At 62.4% G+C, this 17,867-nt stretch carries 14 protein-coding genes; 4 read left to right on the top strand and 10 right to left on the bottom strand.

Features of this window, described 5'->3' with window-relative positions; translation table 11 throughout:
* Nucleotides 1-14: 14 nt before the first annotated feature.
* The 7 genes from B5T_RS10775 to B5T_RS10745 all read right to left on the bottom strand — a co-directional run bounded on the left by B5T_RS10775 (nucleotide 15) and on the right by B5T_RS10745 (nucleotide 9,741).
* Nucleotides 15-800, bottom strand: coding sequence for an OmpA family protein (locus tag B5T_RS10775; protein WP_014994532.1), 786 nt, complete (start codon nucleotides 798-800; stop codon nucleotides 15-17).
* A complete protein-coding gene (gene tagF, locus B5T_RS10770) occupies nucleotides 797-1,795 on the bottom strand; it encodes a type VI secretion system-associated protein TagF (RefSeq protein WP_014994531.1) in 999 nt (332 codons plus the stop codon). The genes B5T_RS10775 and tagF overlap by 4 nt, the downstream gene beginning before the upstream one ends.
* The gene (gene tssM / locus B5T_RS10765; protein ID WP_014994530.1) at nucleotides 1,788-5,540 is read right to left on the bottom strand and encodes a type VI secretion system membrane subunit TssM; all 3,753 of its coding nucleotides are present in this window, start codon (nucleotides 5,538-5,540) and stop codon (nucleotides 1,788-1,790) included. The genes tagF and tssM overlap by 8 nt, the downstream gene beginning before the upstream one ends.
* Nucleotides 5,541-5,548: 8 nt before the next feature.
* Nucleotides 5,549-6,937: a hypothetical protein gene (locus B5T_RS10760; RefSeq protein ID WP_148279250.1), complete on the bottom strand. Its 1,389-nt coding sequence runs from the start codon at nucleotides 6,935-6,937 to the stop codon at nucleotides 5,549-5,551.
* Between the two features lie 63 nt (nucleotides 6,938-7,000).
* Nucleotides 7,001-7,480: a hypothetical protein gene (locus B5T_RS10755; protein ID WP_014994528.1), complete on the bottom strand. Its 480-nt coding sequence runs from the start codon at nucleotides 7,478-7,480 to the stop codon at nucleotides 7,001-7,003.
* A complete protein-coding gene (locus tag B5T_RS22290) occupies nucleotides 7,477-8,769 on the bottom strand; it encodes a PAAR domain-containing protein (RefSeq protein ID WP_014994527.1) in 1,293 nt (430 codons plus the stop codon). The genes B5T_RS10755 and B5T_RS22290 overlap by 4 nt, the downstream gene beginning before the upstream one ends.
* A 180-nt stretch (nucleotides 8,770-8,949) precedes the next feature.
* Nucleotides 8,950-9,741, bottom strand: a complete 792-nt coding sequence (locus B5T_RS10745; protein WP_014994526.1) for a M15 family metallopeptidase — start codon at nucleotides 9,739-9,741, stop codon at nucleotides 8,950-8,952.
* 177 nt (nucleotides 9,742-9,918) lie between these two features.
* On the opposite strand from B5T_RS10745, the gene B5T_RS10740 reads away from it, so the two are divergent.
* From B5T_RS10740 to B5T_RS10730, 3 genes are all read left to right on the top strand, one after another.
* Complete coding sequence (locus tag B5T_RS10740; RefSeq protein ID WP_041716979.1) at nucleotides 9,919-10,761, top strand: hypothetical protein; 843 nt, start codon at nucleotides 9,919-9,921, stop codon at nucleotides 10,759-10,761.
* A 69-nt stretch (nucleotides 10,762-10,830) separates the two neighbouring features.
* Entirely contained in the window at nucleotides 10,831-11,778 is a 948-nt protein-coding gene (locus tag B5T_RS10735; protein WP_014994524.1) for a pirin family protein, read from the top strand.
* 177 nt (nucleotides 11,779-11,955) lie between these two features.
* Entirely contained in the window at nucleotides 11,956-13,215 is a 1,260-nt protein-coding gene (locus B5T_RS10730) for an MFS transporter (RefSeq protein WP_014994523.1), read from the top strand.
* Nucleotides 13,216-13,265: 50 nt separating this feature from the next.
* On the opposite strand, the gene B5T_RS10725 is transcribed toward B5T_RS10730, so the two are convergent.
* From B5T_RS10725 to B5T_RS10715, 3 genes are all read right to left on the bottom strand, one after another.
* Entirely contained in the window at nucleotides 13,266-14,666 is a 1,401-nt protein-coding gene (locus B5T_RS10725) for an amidase (protein ID WP_014994522.1), read from the bottom strand.
* Nucleotides 14,667-14,769: 103 nt separating this feature from the next.
* Nucleotides 14,770-15,717, bottom strand: a complete 948-nt coding sequence (locus B5T_RS10720; RefSeq protein WP_014994521.1) for an AraC family transcriptional regulator — start codon at nucleotides 15,715-15,717, stop codon at nucleotides 14,770-14,772.
* A 68-nt stretch (nucleotides 15,718-15,785) separates the two neighbouring features.
* Entirely contained in the window at nucleotides 15,786-16,076 is a 291-nt protein-coding gene (locus B5T_RS10715; RefSeq protein WP_014994520.1) for a DUF1330 domain-containing protein, read from the bottom strand.
* A gap of 206 nt (nucleotides 16,077-16,282) precedes the next feature.
* Here B5T_RS10715 and B5T_RS10710 point away from each other — a divergent pair, with 206 nt between their 5' ends.
* Complete coding sequence (locus tag B5T_RS10710; protein ID WP_014994519.1) at nucleotides 16,283-17,839, top strand: long-chain-fatty-acid--CoA ligase; 1,557 nt, start codon at nucleotides 16,283-16,285, stop codon at nucleotides 17,837-17,839.
* Nucleotides 17,840-17,867: the final 28 nt, after the last annotated feature.

Genomic DNA, 17,867 nt, shown 5'->3' with positions numbered 1-17,867 from the left:
CTTTCCGAGCGCCGTCAGAGAATGCGGAATTCGATGCGCCGGTTGCGCGCCCGCCCTTCGGGCGTGGCATTGTCCGCCACCGGCTCATCCGGCCCCTTGCCGACCACCCCCAGACCATCTTCCCGCACGCCCTGCTCGATCAGGTAACGGCGCACCGCGTCGGCCCTGGCATAGCTCAACGCCACATTGTTCTGACGGCGGCCGACATTATCCGTATGACCAATAATCTGGACATGGGCGTCTCCCATATCGCGCATCACCTCGGCCATCTCATCGAGGATGCGCCGCCCGTCAACCGTCAGCTGGTCACTGCCGCTCTGAAACCGGATCAAGCGATCCGCCAGAGTATCGTCCAGGCGTTGCTGGCGGGACTCACCGAGCCGCAAACTGTTGGTCACCGTGTAATCCCGGCTGCTCGCCATACTCAAGGCACTGGCCACGCGCTGGCGCTGAGCTTCGTTATCCACTTCACCGGTGATGCGGACGCTCTGGCCTTCGATATTGATCTCGCCGCCGCGAATTGATTTAAGTTCCGGCGACAACATATTGGCCACGTACTGGCCCCAATTCGGCGGGGCGGGCACCGCTTCCACCTGGATGCGATCCACCACCCTTTCGGCGCCGTAAATCTCGTGCAGACGTTCCAACACCGCCGCCCGGGTAGCCTGATCCGGGACCACGCCCTTGGCCACCACTGGTGGCAACGCAGGCTTCTCCGGAACCTCCTCCGCCTCCTGCGCGAACGACACTTGCATCAAGGCGCCGCACAGCAACATCAATACCCCTTTGCGCCAGCTCATATTTCACCCCCGAGAAAGGTTTCCATGAAAAAACGCCGGGCACTGCCCAGCGACAGGTCACCACGGTCGATGTAGCTGGCGAGCCGGTTCAAGCTGACGTTCATGGCCATATAGTCCTCAACCCAGTCGGCGTCCTGCACGGCGATCAGATGGGATTCCGCCACATTCGGATCCCATACCGAACGCAGTATCTGATGATCGGCGCCATTGAAGCCGATGATCATCGCCGGCACCTCGCCACCGCGAATCAGCACCGCCAACTCGAAATCCCCACGGCGAACAAAACCGGTGAGCATATCCAGCCACCAGGTGGCGGTCAGCGCCTGCGCTTGCGCCTCCGCGGGCAGGGGCAGAATCAGACCCTTGTCAATACTCACCTGTTGCTGGCTCATCAACGGCTGCAGCAATAGACCCAGTGCAGGCAGGCTCCGTTTAAGCGCCACCATCGGATGTCCGGCCCGATGCATGCTCTTCTCCAGCCCGGCCAGTGTTTCCTGCTCCAACAATTGTTGAAAACGGCCTTCGTAGGTCTGCGGCTGGATCTCCACCGTGAAATTCCGCTGTCCCAATTCGGCCAGTTCGGAGGCCGGGTCCGTGCTATGCACTGCCCGGCTCGATTCCGTTGCCAACTCCCGCCAGACGGGGAACAGCGCCAGCGGGCTGCGGGCAATGAAGCCGGCGGTATCCGCCACCTGCAAACGCAGCGCGGAGAGAAAGGGATAGCGGCGCTGGGAAGCGTCGCTGCTGGGCAGCATATGGCCGGCAATCGCCAGTTGGCTACGTGATCCGAGAAAGGCGAAGTGGAGCCATGGCGCTTGGTCGTACAGCGTTTTCCAGTCCGGATTGTGGCTGAACTGGTCCAGGCTGCTGGCTGCCCAACGGTCCAACAGTGACATCAGGCGATGTTGATCGCTGCTGCGCACAAAGTCCCCACGGGAAGGCAATTTGCCGAAGTATCCCGCCTGTACGGTTTGCGTTTCCACCGTATCACTCATCCTCGCCTCCCTGGCGGACAAGCCGCTCATCCGCGCCTTCTCCGGCAACGATTCGAGGCAGCTTCAATCCGCGCTGCCAGCTGTCACTGTCGCTGCCGGAACCCGCCCGACGCACGGTGCGCATTTCCATGGAAATGGACACCGTACCCTTGCTCCAGGTCACCGTGCTGCTGTCCGAGCGGCTCTCCAGGTTGGCCGCGTCCATCAGTTGAGCAAAGCCGTTTTCTCCGGGGAAGTCGGCCAGTTGTACCCGCCGCCCATCGCTGGTGGTGGCCACCAAGGTGGCGCCCGGGGTGGCGCCGCGATTGGGCCATTGCATGGTTTCCCATTGCGGCGGCGTATTGCGGTAACGCAGCGACTGGCCATCGATTTCAAGCACGTACTCCACCGCGCCGATGGCCGGCGCCGGCAGGATCTGGAAGATGGTGACATCGGCTTCACCGGCACCACCGCTCTGACCACTCACCCAATCGCCATAGCCGCTGACCAGCTCGGGTGACAGACGGATTCCCATTCCAGCCCAGCGACGGGGTGTCAAAACGTTGCCCCGTTGAATTACCAGGCTTCCCAGCGCGTCCTTGTTGAAGGTGGCGATGGCACCGGAGGGACCGAAGATCGCCGCCACCTCGGTCTTTGGCGCATCGTCATCGGCACTCAGATCAAATGGGAATTGCTGGCCGATGCCCTGATCAAACGGTTGGTATACCTGAGCTTGCCAGGTCCGATTGATCTCATTCTCGGCCGCCGGAACCAGCGCCGCAAAGGTCTGCGTCAGCGGTTGCAACAACAGCGGTCTGAGCGCCTGCTTCTCTTCCGTGCCAAGTCCGGTGAGCAACTGCTCGTCCACCAGCCGCAAGGCGGAGCTCAGCTCCGAGCCCTGATTGCTCAGCGTTTCCTGCATCAGCGTACGGGCGCCGGGGCCCGGCACCTCCGCCATTTTGATGTCATTCAGACGGGACCGTGTTGCCGCCAGAGCCTGGAAATACGCATCAATGACCGGGGCCTGCCCGCTCCGTTTTTCCATCAGCTGAGCAAACCCTTCGAAGGCTTTGCCCACCGGCCCCAGCGGCGGCAGCATAGCTTCGCCGGTTTTTTTATCGATTTCGAAGGACATTCCGGACATGCCCGCCGGAGCACGACGCAGGATCACGCGTTTGAACCAGTTGATGATACCGCTGCTCTGCTCCGACCGCTCACTGACCCGGGCGTACAGTGCTCTCGGATTATCCCAGACGGTCTGTTCATGCACGGCCTGCAGCAGGGCCTTCAGCGGGGAGTTTTCGTTGTTGCCAAGCCGGTTCATGGCGCTGGCGGCGTCGTCAAAACCGGATGAGAAACCCGCCACGCTGACGCCACGCAGGAAGCGCTGCCATTGCGCCGCATATTCCTGCTTATAGAGCGCGGTGAGCTGGCGGGCGATGTGTTCCGGGCTGCCGGCCAGAGAGAGGTCACTCTGCTCGGTGGTGTCGAGCACCCAGTCCGTGGTGTTGAGCTGGGTATTGGCGGCCTCGTGGATGGCGTCCTTGATGTAGTCCTGCCAGGCTTCCCGGGAAAAGGCCCCGGAAATGGCATAGCTGCCGTTCAGCAGATTCTCCCCGTTGCCGCCGGCCAGCAGGGAATTCACCGTGATGGTGGAGAAACGCGCGGCGGCGCGGGCCTTGATCTGGGCGAACACCCGCTCCATCGCCGGCTGCCCTTGCATCACGCCACGCAATGCCTGGCGCGTATCGTTGACCAGAGAAACCCGGGTGTCGATTTCCGGCCACCCCGGCTTGCCGGCGCTGGCGACATAAAACGTCATCAGCTTTTCCGCCGCCCGCGCCACATCCTCATGGCTCATCTGGCCCCTGTTCGCGTCGAGCCAACCCCGCCAGTAACGGGTCAGTTGGTTGGCCAGATGGGTTTGTTCCACCCGCCCGTGATCGCCGAGCATCAGATAGGCTTTGAGCGCGTTATAGGCCTCGGCCGGATCCTTTGGCGAGGGCGGCACGTACAAGGCCGTGCGCGGTTCCTCTCTGCTTTCTTCCATGGACAGCTGGTCCGCGTTCGCCACCACCTTGCCCAGGTATTCCTCCAACCGGGCCCGGGTCGGCCGTACCATCACCTGATCCATGCCGGCGAAGTATTCCCGCCACAAAGCGGCTTCGATGTTGTCGCCCTGATAAAGCCCCATGGCTGTGGTGATACCGCCGTCACGGCGGTACTGGCGCAACTGCTCCAAACGGTCCTGTAACAACAGCAAGGCATCAATGCGAGATTGCAGATCAAGCCGCCCCTCCTGGATCTGAACCGCCTGCTGCAAGTCACGGGAGGCGTTCGCCACCAATTGCCGGTTGGTGGTGTAGGACCACGCCCAGGTACCCAGCAGAGCCGCCACCACCAAAGCCCCCGCCAGAAAAGCGCCATAGCGCGTGCGGGTCCGGTAAGGGCTGGAATACTGGCGCACCAGTTCCTTGTCGGCGAAGATCACTTTGCGGAACAGGTCCTTGAGAAAATGAGCCTGATCCGGCTTGCCGTTTACCGGTTCGTCCTTGTCCTGTCGCGGTGCCAGGGAAAACTCGTCGGCGATCCGCTCGGAGGCATGCAGTACCGTTTCCCCTTCGTGCAGGGCGCTGGTGAAGTAGAAACCACGGAACACCGGTTTGAACTGGTACGGATTGTCCTCGAACAGACTGGCGATAAAGGTACGCAATACCGGCTTAAGGCTGACGAATTCCAACGGCAAGGTCAGCAAACCCGGCGCCACTTCCCTGCCCCGCTGCATCGCCATGTGAGAGAGCCCCATCTCCTTGAGCCCCTCCGCCAGCTCATCGAAATGCTGGTCGAAGATCGACAGTTCGTCCACCTGCGCCTGGGGATCATAGGGCAAGGTGGCGCCCCACACTTTCTCCCGCTCGGACGGGTCCAGACCGCTGAAGAACGACATGAAACCAGCGATCAGATCGGCCTTGGTAAAGACCACGTACACCGGCGCGAACACTTCCAGCCGCTCGGTCACCTCCTGCACCCGCTGGCGCAGATTGCGGGCCAGCTCGATGGCGAACTCCGGACGGTTACCGGACAATTCGGCGATACTGGCGGCGATGATGATGCCGTTGATCGGGGCGCGCGGACGGTGTTTCTTCAGTAAGTCGAGAAAAGACAGCCACTCACCACGATCCTCACCGCCCACCGAGTAACGCCCGGCGGTGTCCAGCACGATGCCCTCGGCGGTGAAGTACCAGTCGCAATTGCGAGTGCCGCCAATCCCCTGCACCACGCTGTTGCGATTATCCTCAAAGGGAAACTTGAGCCCGGAATTAAGAATGGCGGAGCTTTTCCCCGCCGCCGGATTGCCGATGATCACATGCCACGGCAGCTCATAAAGCGCCGCCTTTCCTTTGAGAACGCCCAGACGTGATGATTTGATCGCCTTGACCGCTTCCTGCATGCGGCCGCGCACCTCCTCGATATCACCGCGATCCTCGGCCTTTGCATTGCGTGACGCCCGCTCGGCCTGCTCGTTCATCAAACCGTCGATATCCCGGGTGGCCCGCCGTTCGCGCCAGCGCCGTATGCCCCATCGGATCAGGGTGAACAGCCCGAGTACCAGCGCCACAATCAGCAACACAAAGCCGATCTGGCTGCCCGGGTCCCCGCCTCGCCATAACAGGAAGACCCCGATCACCAGTGCCAAGACCGCCCACAATCGGTAATTGATTAACCAGGCGCCCAGGCTGGCAAGCCCCTTTCTCATCCCCGACATAAGTGTCCCTACTCCGATTCAGCGGCAGCCGCCGGAGACGGCTGGGTTTGATTCTGTTGCAAAGGCGCGACGATGAATTCAGCCACCTGCCGGCCTCGTTGTTCATCCACGAACAATATTGCGACGGTTTCATGACCGTCGCGTAACGCCTGCCACACCAAAGCCAACATGGCCATCGGCATGGCGTTATCCAGCGCTCCGGCGCGCCCCAATGCCAGCAATTGGCGACTGGCGTCCAACTCCGGATTCAAACTCAAAGCCAGCAGCGCGGCCTCCTCGAAAGAACCGGAACGATAATCCGCGTTGCTGATCAACAGATCCGGGAGCGGCTGATGCGGCGCTTGCTCGGGGCGCAATGCTTTCGTCATTTTCCGTACCTGGGCCTGCGGGCTGTCCACGTCCCCGGTAGCCACTTCATAGGGGCCCCGACAAGACACCACTCCGGCGTCTGTTCCGGCCGGTCCCAGCAGCACACCAGCGGCGCCTTCCCCCGGGACTATTCCTTCCGGAGTACGGCTGCTCATCAAGACATCCTGCCTCTGCAGTCTCTGTATGCATGCCGGGTCAATCAGCGAGTCCGCCGCCAGCCACAACTGCCACTGTTCTCCCTCAACCGGTCGGGCCAGACGCGCCCAAAAGGCGGCTCCGTCATTGGCGCCGTCAAACTGAAAGCGCCAACCCAGGCCGGCCGCCAAACCCAGGTCCTCCACCCGCCCACGCATCATCTTCTCGCACAGCGGGAACAGCGAGGGAGAGACCGATGCGGGTAACATTACCCGCACCAGCACCGGTGCCGGGCGCGTTGGCGACGAGCGGTGCCGCAGGCCGGCAATGACCCGTTCATCCGCGTGCCCCTCCTCGGGAAGGGCGGCGGCCAGTTCCATCAGTAATTCATCAAATACGGGCAGCAGTAAGGCCAGACTGCGACGGGTGGACTCCTCCACCGGCATGGTCATGCCCGCCTGCCGATTCAGTTCCAATGTCACCGCATCCAGCGCCTCCGCACTCAACAGCGGCACCGGAGCGGCGAATAACGGCAGCCCCTGGGCATCGCGCAAGGTGCCGTGAAGCTTGGGGACCTGAGGTTTCATCAAACCTTGCAGTGCCTCCGCCGGAGTCTCACCCGCTGGCAAGCGCAGCGCCGCGGCGAGCAAATTAAGCCGTGCCGGCCCGGCATCCGATATTTCCGGGGCCTGCGCCGGCGTATCCGGTTTGTCATTGGTTGCGGCCCGACGGTTACGCCGCCATCGCCTCAGGCTCCATACCGACACCAGCACCACGAGGGGGGCAAGCAGAAGCCAACCCACCGACTCGCCGACGCCGGGATCGGTGTTTCTGATACGCCAAAAGAGAATTGTCCCGGCCCAGAACAGGGCGAAGACAATCGCGATCAGCAAGATTCCCTTCAGCGCTTTACCCAAAGTCACCATCGCTTCCCGAAACGTTTTCGCTGTTCATATTTACTGTGCAACGGGGCAAGCATCTTTTTTCAGTCCCAGATCCTGGACCTCCCAGCCGCCTGTTGGAGACTCCGTTAAGCAAAAATAGCCGGAGTACCCCCGACCGTCCCTGTCATCGCCAACAGGGGATGTCATCATTGAGATGCCGTAGACTTGGCCGGTTTTAAGTCTTTCACCTTGCGGCATGGGCACTCGCACTTCACTGTTGTCAAAGGTTTGCCCCCAGGCGACGCAGTCTTTTTTGTTAATGACCGGATAAGGGGCGTCTATACCCACTTCCCAAACCACCTCAGGAGGCTGTGCTTCTTCGATTACCTGAATAAATCCAACTCGCCAATCCCTCCAACCAGGGTCCGCGAGGGCAAAACAGGGAACGCCATTCTTCCCAATCGTATGCGTCGTGCCCACAGAGGGGTGCCCCAAAATGCTGTAGCAACCGGCAACGGCCAGCGCCATAACAAAGACAATGCCCGCTTTCATTCATCATCTCCTTGATCAGGAAAGGCCTCAGCCCTCTCCAAACCACGCTCTTCTCGCCTGTCGTCCCGTCCGGGTTTTCCACCACCGGGCAAGTGGCGAACATCAGCGGGCTGCTTCAAAAAATCCACCAAGATGCTTTCCAGATCCGGCAAATGGTCCAGGCGCCGATACTCTTCCTGCACGACGACATGGCGGTTCCTAAGAATTTTCAGCGAAAAGTAATCGCGAATGATGTCACCCTGCTCTTCCATGTTGTAGTCAGAAAAGCGTTTGGCTGGGTCCACCTTGTATTTGTACGACATAATCCAGCCGAGCGGATTTCCGCGTTTCCACTTAACCGGATAGCCCAGTTGGTACTGCCAAACATGGGTCATTTCATGCATGAACCAGGCCTGATCTCTATGGTAAGAATTAGCCGGAGGAGAAAAGTCCTCCCGAAATCGGTCAGGATTGAAATACATCTCTCCATTAGGGGTCATTGCCGTATCGTTGGGCTGCAGCCCAAACCACAAATATTCACCGTTATGGACGCGGACCCGGCCGTAGTCGATGGAATCACCAAATATCCGCCGGGCCATGGCGATTTCCCCGGAGGTCAGCCCTCGTGACTCACCTTCCGGCGTGGCCACGGTGGCCACCGAGCTTCCCACCTGCTGATCGCTGGTGGTTACGTTGCCCACGTCGACCTCCAGACTGGATGCCTCATGCCCGTGCCGTTGATCACCGCAGCACTCCGGCTGTGAGGAGGAAAGCGTCGCCTTGACCACCTTGCTCGGCTGGTCGGTTTCAATACGACGGCTGCGTCCGTCGTCATCGGTTTCCCCTTCGACCACGCTGCCATCGTCCATTTCCAGGCGATAGTTCACCCCGGCCAGGGGGGCACCCTTGGCGTTGACGAAGCGTATCTGCTCATCGTATCGAGAGGCCCGGGCACCGATGACCGCGGCGGAAACGCCCACGACCGTGGCGAGGCCGGCGGCCACCGCGCCGAGGTCGATGCCTTTTTTGCCGCCGCCGGCGTCCACCACGGACGCCGCCTGGCTGGAAATCAGGGTCGCGCCGCAGGCGGTTTTATCGCCATGACGGGCCACGGGCTGGCCATCGACCAGATTGGTGGGGTCGCCAGTGGCAATGGTGGTGATGATGGGGGAAGGGCCGTGCTTGGGGCAGATGACCTTGTCGCCGACCCGGGCCACGCCCTTGCCGTCGATATCGGTGGTGGTGGAGGCGCCAATGACGGTGCCATCATGGTCGGTTTTGTCACCCAGTACTATGATCGGCCGTGACATATCGCCAATCCTCACATCCTGTGAACGGAATCTTTCCTTGCGCCGACACCACGTGGGTGCCGGCCAGTAAGCCGTCGGAGTATATCAGGGTTCCACCACGGGGAACCAATCGCATCGGCATTGTTGTGACATGGTTGAGAAGTACGCCGGGAATTGAGCCGATATTGAGCGATGCAGGCGCTAGGAATCACCTTGCGCGTCAAGTCGTGCCTGACGCGCCCGCCGGGCCGCCAGACAGCGGTCGCGCAATTCCACGTGAACGTAATCCTTGAGATTGGTCCAGTCACCGCCCCAGGTTAAACCCGCCTCCTTGGCCAGTTCGCCATAAAGGAAATACGCGCGCCGGGTCCACGGATCCTCCATATCCCATTGCAGCATACCGTCCTTGAGCGGAGCGCTGTCCACCGCCAGTCCGTACTGGTGACAACTGCGCCAGGCCCCGGCCAGGCTGGCGCCCTTGCCCATCAGCTTTTTCTGCCGCTCGGCGTCACGAAACCCCTCCACCAGTACCATTTCGACACCGTACTGCTGCTTCATCACCCGGTAGATCGCCAATACCCGCTGGCGCAGGGCACCATCGACCTTGTCCCAACGGCGGTCGGCACTGATCACCTCCGGATGGAATCGCCGCATTTCGGCGTTGGTGAATACCTCCGGCGGCGGTGGTGGTGGCGGCACCAGCCTTTCGCCCCGCAACAACTCGGCGATCATCGAGTGGGATTCCGCCAGATCAGTACTGCGAAAAGGCTTCAACTCCACGTTTTGACGCAGTGACACCACCAGCAGCGGCGGCACCACCAGTACCAGCGCCACCACCACCGCCAGCACACCGTGGCGACGCACGCAGCGCGGCAGACGCCATCGCCGCCTTGGCGCGGAAACGGTCCCCCGTCTCCGCTCGGGCAACATCCACCAGCCCAGCCCCAGGCACAGCAGCAAAAACAGTGTGATCAACGCAACAATCAGAAACACGGCATGCCTTCCATGTCGATACCGTCGTTGACGGCACTCACCCAGTAGTTAGAATGCGGGAGGGTAATTTAACGGCAAGGACAGCTTTTGAATACCGGTCACTCAGCGGCGCCGAGTCTTGTGACTTCCGGCAAGGACGCGCCCGACACTGCCCAAGAAGGCAGAATTCTCGCGGACATGGAAGAACGCCCGGCCAGAAGGGGCGTTCCCGATGCGCTGTCGCGCCTGCGCCGTGTTTTCTCCCCGGTCACGCTGATCGCCGCCGCCTTGTTGCTGGCGCTGCCCTGGTTATTTGCCCAGTGGTGGTCCACACCGATTCCTCCGGCTCAACCACCCGCCTCTCTGGCGCCCTCCTCCCTGACGAATGTGACACCACCTCCGCCAACCACCACGCCTGACCCCGTAACCGACACCTCGCACCCGGACCCGCTGGCGCGGATCGGCGGCGCGGTCATCATTGATGACCGTCCGGATGAGGTTGGCGGAGAGGCCGGTGGCGGCACCTCCGGCATTACGAGCGATGACGCGCCGCCCCCCCAAGTGGCATCGACATCCCCGCCAGCCTCCGCCGGGCAATCACAAACGTCGGCGCCCCGCCGCACCGCCACCCATCTGGCGGCCTCACCCACAGCGTCACGCACGATCTCACGGGTGAACCGCCTGGATCCGGTGGAGGTGAACAACGATGGCACACTGGGTCCGGTATTGCGTGATCTGGTACGAGACGGCCATCTCAGCGAACAGCATCGTGATGTGGAAAGCGGCCGCAATGAGGCCATTGATGCCCTCATGCTGCGCATTTATGGCGAGACCCAGCAGACACTGGCGTCCCTGTCGGAGCCACCGGCACCGCCGGTGGCTAAAACTCCGCAACTGCCCACCTCACTGGAGGTGCAGCAGCAGCTGCGTGCCTGCCCGCCAGGCAACACCCTCAACGGCATTCGCTGCCGCAACGAGGTCTGCAGCCGTTACGCCGGCCAGGACGCCGCCTGCCCCACCCCGCGTGCCAGAGCGCGCTGAGCCGCTTTACCGGATCTTCTCCGACACCGATACTGGGGTTCCCATACCGTCCCCATTCGGGAGCCAGCCATGAGCAACGTCACCACCGGCGGAGAGCTGATCGACTGTCCGGAGAACTGCGAACGTCCCACTGTTCGCGCCCTGCCCTCGCAAAGCAAGATTCTCGGAAGCGGCCTGCCGATTGTCCGCCACCTGCCGGTACGTGAACAACGCCGCATCGGCCCCTGGTGCTTTCTCGACCACATCGGCCCCACCAACCTGGAGGCGGATAACGGCGTCGATGTCGGTACCCATCCGCATATCGGACTGCAGACCGTCACCTGGCTGTTCGAGGGTGCGCTTTTGCATAAAGACAGCCTCGGCTATGAACAGGTTATCCGCCCCGGCCAGCTCAATCTGATGACCGCCGGTCGGGGCATCTGCCACTCCGAGGAAAGTCCGCCCGGCTTCTCCGGCCCGATCCACGGTCTGCAGTTCTGGATCGCCCTGCCGGAATCGGATGAAGACACCGACCCGGCCTTCGCCCACCACACCGATCTGCCGCAATGGCACCTCGGTGACGCCACCGTCACCCTGGTGGTGGGCGAGCTGGATGGGCATCGTTCTCCGGCACAGGTGTTTTCTCCTCTGGTTGGTGCCCATATCCGCGCCGCCGGGGACACCACCTTGAGTCTGCCGGTGCCGGCCTCCTTCGAGCTGGGAATCTGTGTCAATCAGGGACATGCCCGCCTGGAAGGCACCGCCATGGATACCGGCAGCCTCTATTATCTCGGCCAGGGCCGTGACGAGGTGACGCTGGAACTGGACGACGGCGCGGACATCATGCTGCTCGGTGGCGAACCACTGGGGCAGCCGGTGTTGCTGTGGTGGAATTTTGTCGGCCGTGACCAGGCGCGTATCGAGGCGGCGATCAGCGATTGGCAGTCCTACCCCAACGACCGCTTCGGCGCGGTGGACGCCTACGACGGCCCACCGCTGAAGGCCCCGCCCCTGGATCCGAATATCAAACTGAAGTGAACCGTCCTCGCCGTGGGCGGCATTGACCGCCCTTTCCCGCCGTCCTGTGCCGCGCGATAAAAATGACCTACCGCGCGGAATGTAATGCTTGCACTTTGGTTCCTTAAGATGTAAATCATAGCCCGCCCGATCACCGGAGCCGGCCCGGCGCCGACTTCGAAAGAAGGAATCCATGCCATGACTCGTCAGCAGACCGGCCCGCTCTATTTTGGCTGGTACATTGTCGCCGCCGCGACCACCATTACTCTGCTCACCGTGGGCATGCGCATGGGGATCGGTCCGTTCTTCAAGCCCATCGCCGAGGATCTGGGGCTGAGCCGGACAACGCTCTCCACCATCGTCGCCCTCGGTATGCTTGCCTACGGCATCGGCATGCCGGTAGCCGGTTTCATGGCGCAAAAATACGGCAGCCGGGCGGTCTTGCTGCTGGGCACCGTCATTGTCGTGCTCTCCAGTATCTGGTCGGTCAACGCCACCGACCCGTTCAGCTTCTTTCTGGCCTTCGGCATCCTGTTGTCGCTGGGGTTCTCCTTCACCAGTCCGGTGGCGCTGACGCCGGTGATCAGCCGGTGGTTCACACGCCAACGCGGCAAGGCACTGTTCTATCTCTCCACCGGCTCCATGGCGGGCATCGCCGTGATGACGCCGTTACTGACCTTTACCATTGAGCGCTACGGCTGGCAGCACACGCTGATCGGCTTCACCGTGCTGTTCGTGCTGCTGGTGATCCCCGCCGCACTGATGATCATCCGTGACGAAGCCCCCGAGCATACAGACTTGCTGCCCGGCGACAGCGCTGACGGCAGATCCGCGCCACCACTGGCACCACTGGCGCAGCTCACCAGCCTGGCGGCGATGCGCACCCTGCCCTTCTGCAAAATCGCGCTGGGCCTGTTTGCCTGTGGTTTCAGCATGAACCTGCTCGGCAGCCATGGCGTACCCATGCTCACCGACCACGGCTTCGATCCCATCACCGCCGCCCTGGGCATCGGCCTGATCGGCCTGGTGGCGATTCCCAGCACCCTGGTGCTCGGCCATCTCGCCGACCAGGTACCGCGCCGCAATCTGCTGGCGGCCATCTATCTGATTCGCGGTCTCGGTTTCATCGGTCTGATGATGGTGCCTTCGGTGTGGTATCTGTACGCCGTGGCAGCGGTGGGGGGCATCGTCTGGGCCGGCAGTATCGCACTGTCCTCGGCGATCCTGGCCGACGTCTACGGCATCCGCTCGGTGGGCGTGCTGTACGGCTGGGCCTACCTGGGACATCAGGTTGGCGCGATGATCAGTTCCTGGCTGGGTGGCTGGGGTTACGAGACCTTTGGCACACACTGGGTGGCCTTTGGCAGCGCCGCGGCCATTCTGGTGGTGGCCGGGGTGGTCTCCTTGCGCCTGCCCGACGCCCGCTTTTTCCAGCAGCCCGAGCCAAGCCGCGCCTGATTTGGCGGGGCCCCGGCCCCGCCTTCCTTTTCGACGATCAGATCCGACAGTCAGACCTGTGGATGACGGCGGTGCCAGTCGGTCATGCGCTGAAAAGCCCAGCCCCCGCGAACCAGCAGATCCTCCCGGAAATGAGGCGCGACCAGTTGCCATGCCACCGGCGCGCCCTCCATGGTGACCCCGCCAGGCAGTGTCAGGGTCGGGTGACCGCTAAGGTCGAAGGGGCAGGTGTAACGCATCATCCCTCCCAGCAGTGCCTCATCGTCGGCGAAAGAAGCCATGGTCTCCACCGTCACACCGGCGTAGGCAACGGCGGGAATCAGCAATAAGTCCACTTGGTCGAACAACGCATCCACCCGCCCACGGAAGTCCGCCCGTCGCAATTGCAGCTTTTGGTATTCCATGGCGTCCAGCGAACGTCCCACTTCGATCAGTGCCGACAGCACAGGCCCATACTCGGAGCGACGAGCCGGATAGGTCTCTTCATGGGCCACCGCCGTTTCCAGGCCGCACAGCGGGCTCCAGTCCGCCACGGCCTGGTCGGTGTCGGGAAAACGCACTTCACGGGGTTCCGCCCCGGCACTCTCCAGCACCTTGAGAGCGTCGCGTACCACCGCCTGGGTGGCCGGGTCCGCAGGCTTCATTCCCCAGTCGGGATCAAAGCCGAGACGCAAACCGGCCACGCCACGCGTCATCAGTGCCAGATAATCCGGCACCGGCTGCCGCGCGGCGGTGGGATCCAGGGGATCGGCACCGGCGATGGCCCCCAGGATGGCGGCGGCGTCCACGGTATTACGGGCGATCGGACCGATGTGATCCAGCGATGCCGCCAGTTCGAACGCGCCGTAACGGCTGACTCTGCCCCAGGTGGGCTTGAGCCCGGTGACCCCGTTGGCGGCGGAAGGGAAGCGAATCGAGCCGCCAGTGTCGGTGCCCAGGGAACCGAAGCACAACCCCGCGGCGGTGGCCACGCCGGAGCCGCTGGAAGAGACACCGGACCACAAGGTTTCTCCCCAGGGATTGACCGGCGCGGTGACGTCCGGGTGGTGGTCGGCGAAAGCGCCTTCGGTTTGCTGCAATTTACCCAGCAGCACGGCTCCGGCGTCCCGCAACCGCCGTACCGTGGTGGCGTCCTCCTGGGGTACATGATCACGCAGCATCGGCATGCCATTGGAAGTGGCGGTGCCGGCGGTCCACAACAGATCCTTCACCGCCAGCGGCACGCCATGCAGCGGGCCCCGGGCCTGCCCCGCGGCGATCTCCTTGTCGGCGGCGCGGGCGTCCCGTAATGCCTGATCCGCCATCACGGTGACGTAACTGTGCAAGCGTGTATCCACCGCATGGAGTCGCTCCAGCAGATGGCGGGTGACCTCCTCGGAGGACCGCTGCCGACTCTGGATCTGCCGGCCCACTTCCATCAAATCCACATAGTGCAGTTCGTTGTTTGTCATTCTCATTGCTCCTCGAGCCCGGATTACCAGCAGCAACGCTAGCAAGACCGCCAACCCGGCGCTGGACTGAGAAGGACAAGGCGTTGTGCCCGGAAGGACAGAATCAGTGGCGCTCTTGCGGGCCGGGCCGCAACAGAGTGTGCGGTGCCCTGCCAAACGCCCGGCGGAAGGCGCGGCTGAAATGGGAGACGTCGGTAAAACCGTGGTGGAACGCCGCCTCGGTAACGCTGGCCACACGCCCCTCCTCCAGCGCCCGCCGGCTCGCTTGCAGACGCACGTGCCAGACCATGCCCATGGCCGTCTGATCATGGCGGGCGAAAGCGCGGGTCACGGTGCGAGGCGACACATGGTGGGCATGGGCCAGTGCCACCAGTGATAACGACGGGTCTTCGAAATGCGCCTCGATGAAGCGGCAGAGACGTGCATGGAGATCGTTTTCAACGGCGCCGTCAAGAAACTCGCCCTGCCATTCCAGCGCCACCGCCGCCAGGTCCAGCAACGCCCGGCCAAACTGTTCCGCGGCGCCGGTCCGGTCATCGCTCACCTCCAGGGCCGCGGCTTGCTGGATCATGGTGCGCAGCGGCGCCACCCCTGGCCGGTGTGGCGCCAACGCCTGTCCGATGCCTCGTTCAGCCTGGGGGAAGCGTCTTAACAAGGCTCGGCGCGGAAGCCGGACCAGATAAACCCGGTCGGCTTCCAGGGTGCATTGAAACGGCCGGGCGGCGTCATAAAGCACCAGAGTGCCATCGGCCAGCGGCGTCTGATGACCGTTCTGTTCCAGCACGCCGTGGCCGGATTCGGCGAAGCCAATCCATAAATCCTCATCCGGATGGCTGCGCAGATGACTGGCCTCCTGGCTCCAGCGGTGTAACGGCGCCACCATGGTGCTGATGGCGATGGAGCCGAGATCCCGCACCGACAGACGGCCATTGAACGGGATGGGACTCAACAAACGACTGTCGGCGGGAATACAGTGCCGGCACACCACATCATGCCAGTACTCGAAGCGGCGGGGACGCTCCAGATGATCGGTGGCGTATTCCACATGCATGGACGGACTCCAGGCGGCTCAGGGTTCGGCCTCTTAAGCTGCGCCGCGTCGCCGCCGATGGCAAGCCCTCAGGCCACCCCTTTGACGATGAACGCGCGCCAATCCGCGCCCTTGACCCGATGCTGCATGGCTTCCTGGTAGGCGGGGCTGTAATACCAGGCGCGTGCCGCCTCCACATCCGGGAACTGGAGAATCACCGCACCCTCCATTGCCGGTCCTTCCAGCACTTCCAGATCACCGTAAAACGCCAGCGGGGTGATCGGATGGTCGCCCCGCGCGGCCTTGGCGCCTTGGGCATAAATCTCCAGTTCAGCCGGGTCATGGGTGGTTTCCTTCATCAATACGATGTAAGCGGTCATAGCATTCTCCTGATTAAAATTCAGTTCTGGCCGGCGGGTATGGTACCGCTAAGCCAGGTGCCTGATCGGCCTGCCCGGGCAAATCGTCGCTTCCGACGATGGCTCGGCCCATGCCGCTCTTCTAGTTTCAGAAACGCTGGCCGGGCCGCCATCGAATCTCGCAACCCGGACCGCGGGACCCGCTAACAATAACGCCAGGAGGCCCCATGTATCTCACTCAGCCGTTGCACAAAGCCCTTTTGGAAGTGCCGGAACGCACCGCCACGGTCCACGGTGACCGGCGGCGCAGCTATCGTGATCTGGTCTCGCGAGTCTCGCGGCTGGCGGGCGGGCTGCGGACACTGGGGCTCGACGCCGGTGATCGCGTCGCCATTCTGAGCCTCAATTCCGACCGTTACATGGAAGCCATCTACGCCACCTTCTGGGCCGGTGGTGTGATCAATCCGGTCAACATTCGCTGGAGTCCAAAGGAAATCATTTACTCCCTGGACGACTGCGACAGCACCATTCTGATCGTGGACGATACCTTTTTGCCTTTGCTTGAGGAACTGCGGCAAGGGTCCCGCTCGTTGAAAACCGTCATTTATGCCGGCGATAAAGCCGCCCCCGCCGGCACCCATGATTTTGAAACGCTGATTGCCGACAGCGGGCCGGTGGCGGACGCCCATCGTCACGGCAATGATCTGGCGGCGGTGATGTACACCGGCGGCACCACCGGCAAACCCAAGGGCGTCATGCTCAGCCACACCAATCTGTACATCGACGGGCTTGGCTCCCAGGCGGTGTCCGGCATGCCTTACCGCTCGGTGACCCTGCACGCGGCCCCGACCTTCCATGTAGCCGGTACGGGCCTGATCCTGCAGGCCACCGCGCGCCTGAACACCAGTGTCATCATCCCCATGTTCGAGCCGCTGGCGGTACTGCGGGCGATCCAGCAGGAGCGGATTCTGGAGGCTTTTCTGGTGCCGACCATGATACGCATGGTGTTGAGCCATCCGGACTTCGCGCAATACGACCTGAGCAGCCTCCAACATCTGCTTTATGGCGCATCGCCGATTGACAGCACGCTGTTGAACCGTGCCCGCGAAGCCCTGCCCCAGGCCCGTTTCCTGCAAGCCTACGGCATGACGGAGTTGTCCCCCACGGTGTCCATCCTCACTCCGGACTGGCACACCGAGGAAGGCTTTCGCAGTGGCAAGATGATGTCCGCCGGCCGTCCTCTGCCAATGGTGGAAATGCGCATCGTCGACGACAATGACAACCCGGTGCCCGCCCATACTCACGGTGAAATCGTGGTGCGTGGTCCGGTGGTGATGCAGGGGTACTGGAATAAACCGGAACAAACTGACGACGCTCTGCGCGGCGGCTGGATGCACACCGGCGATGCCGGCTATATGGATGAAGACGGCTTTGTTTACGTGGTCGACCGCATCAAGGACATGATCGTCACCGGCGGCGAGAACGTCTATTCCGCCGAAGTGGAAGAAGCCGTACTGCAACTGCCGCAGGTGGCCCAGTGCGCGGTGATCGGCATTCCCGACGACGACTGGGGCGAACGCGTCCACGCCGCGGTGGTATTGCAGGACGGCAGCGCGCTGGAACTGGATGAACTGATGGCGCACTGCAAAACACTGATCGCCAACTACAAGATCCCACGCAGTCTGGAAGTACGCTCCGAGTTGCCCTTGTCCCCCGCCGGCAAGTTGTTGAAGTACAAGCTGCGTGAAGAGCATTGGGGTGGACGCGAACGGCAAGTCAGTTGAGGCGTGTTTGCCAGGGCCTCCCGAATTT

The sequence above is a fragment of the Alloalcanivorax dieselolei B5 genome (assembly GCF_000300005.1).
Taxonomy (GTDB): domain Bacteria; phylum Pseudomonadota; class Gammaproteobacteria; order Pseudomonadales; family Alcanivoracaceae; genus Alloalcanivorax; species Alloalcanivorax dieselolei.
This window is presented reverse-complemented; position numbering and strand designations above follow the sequence as displayed.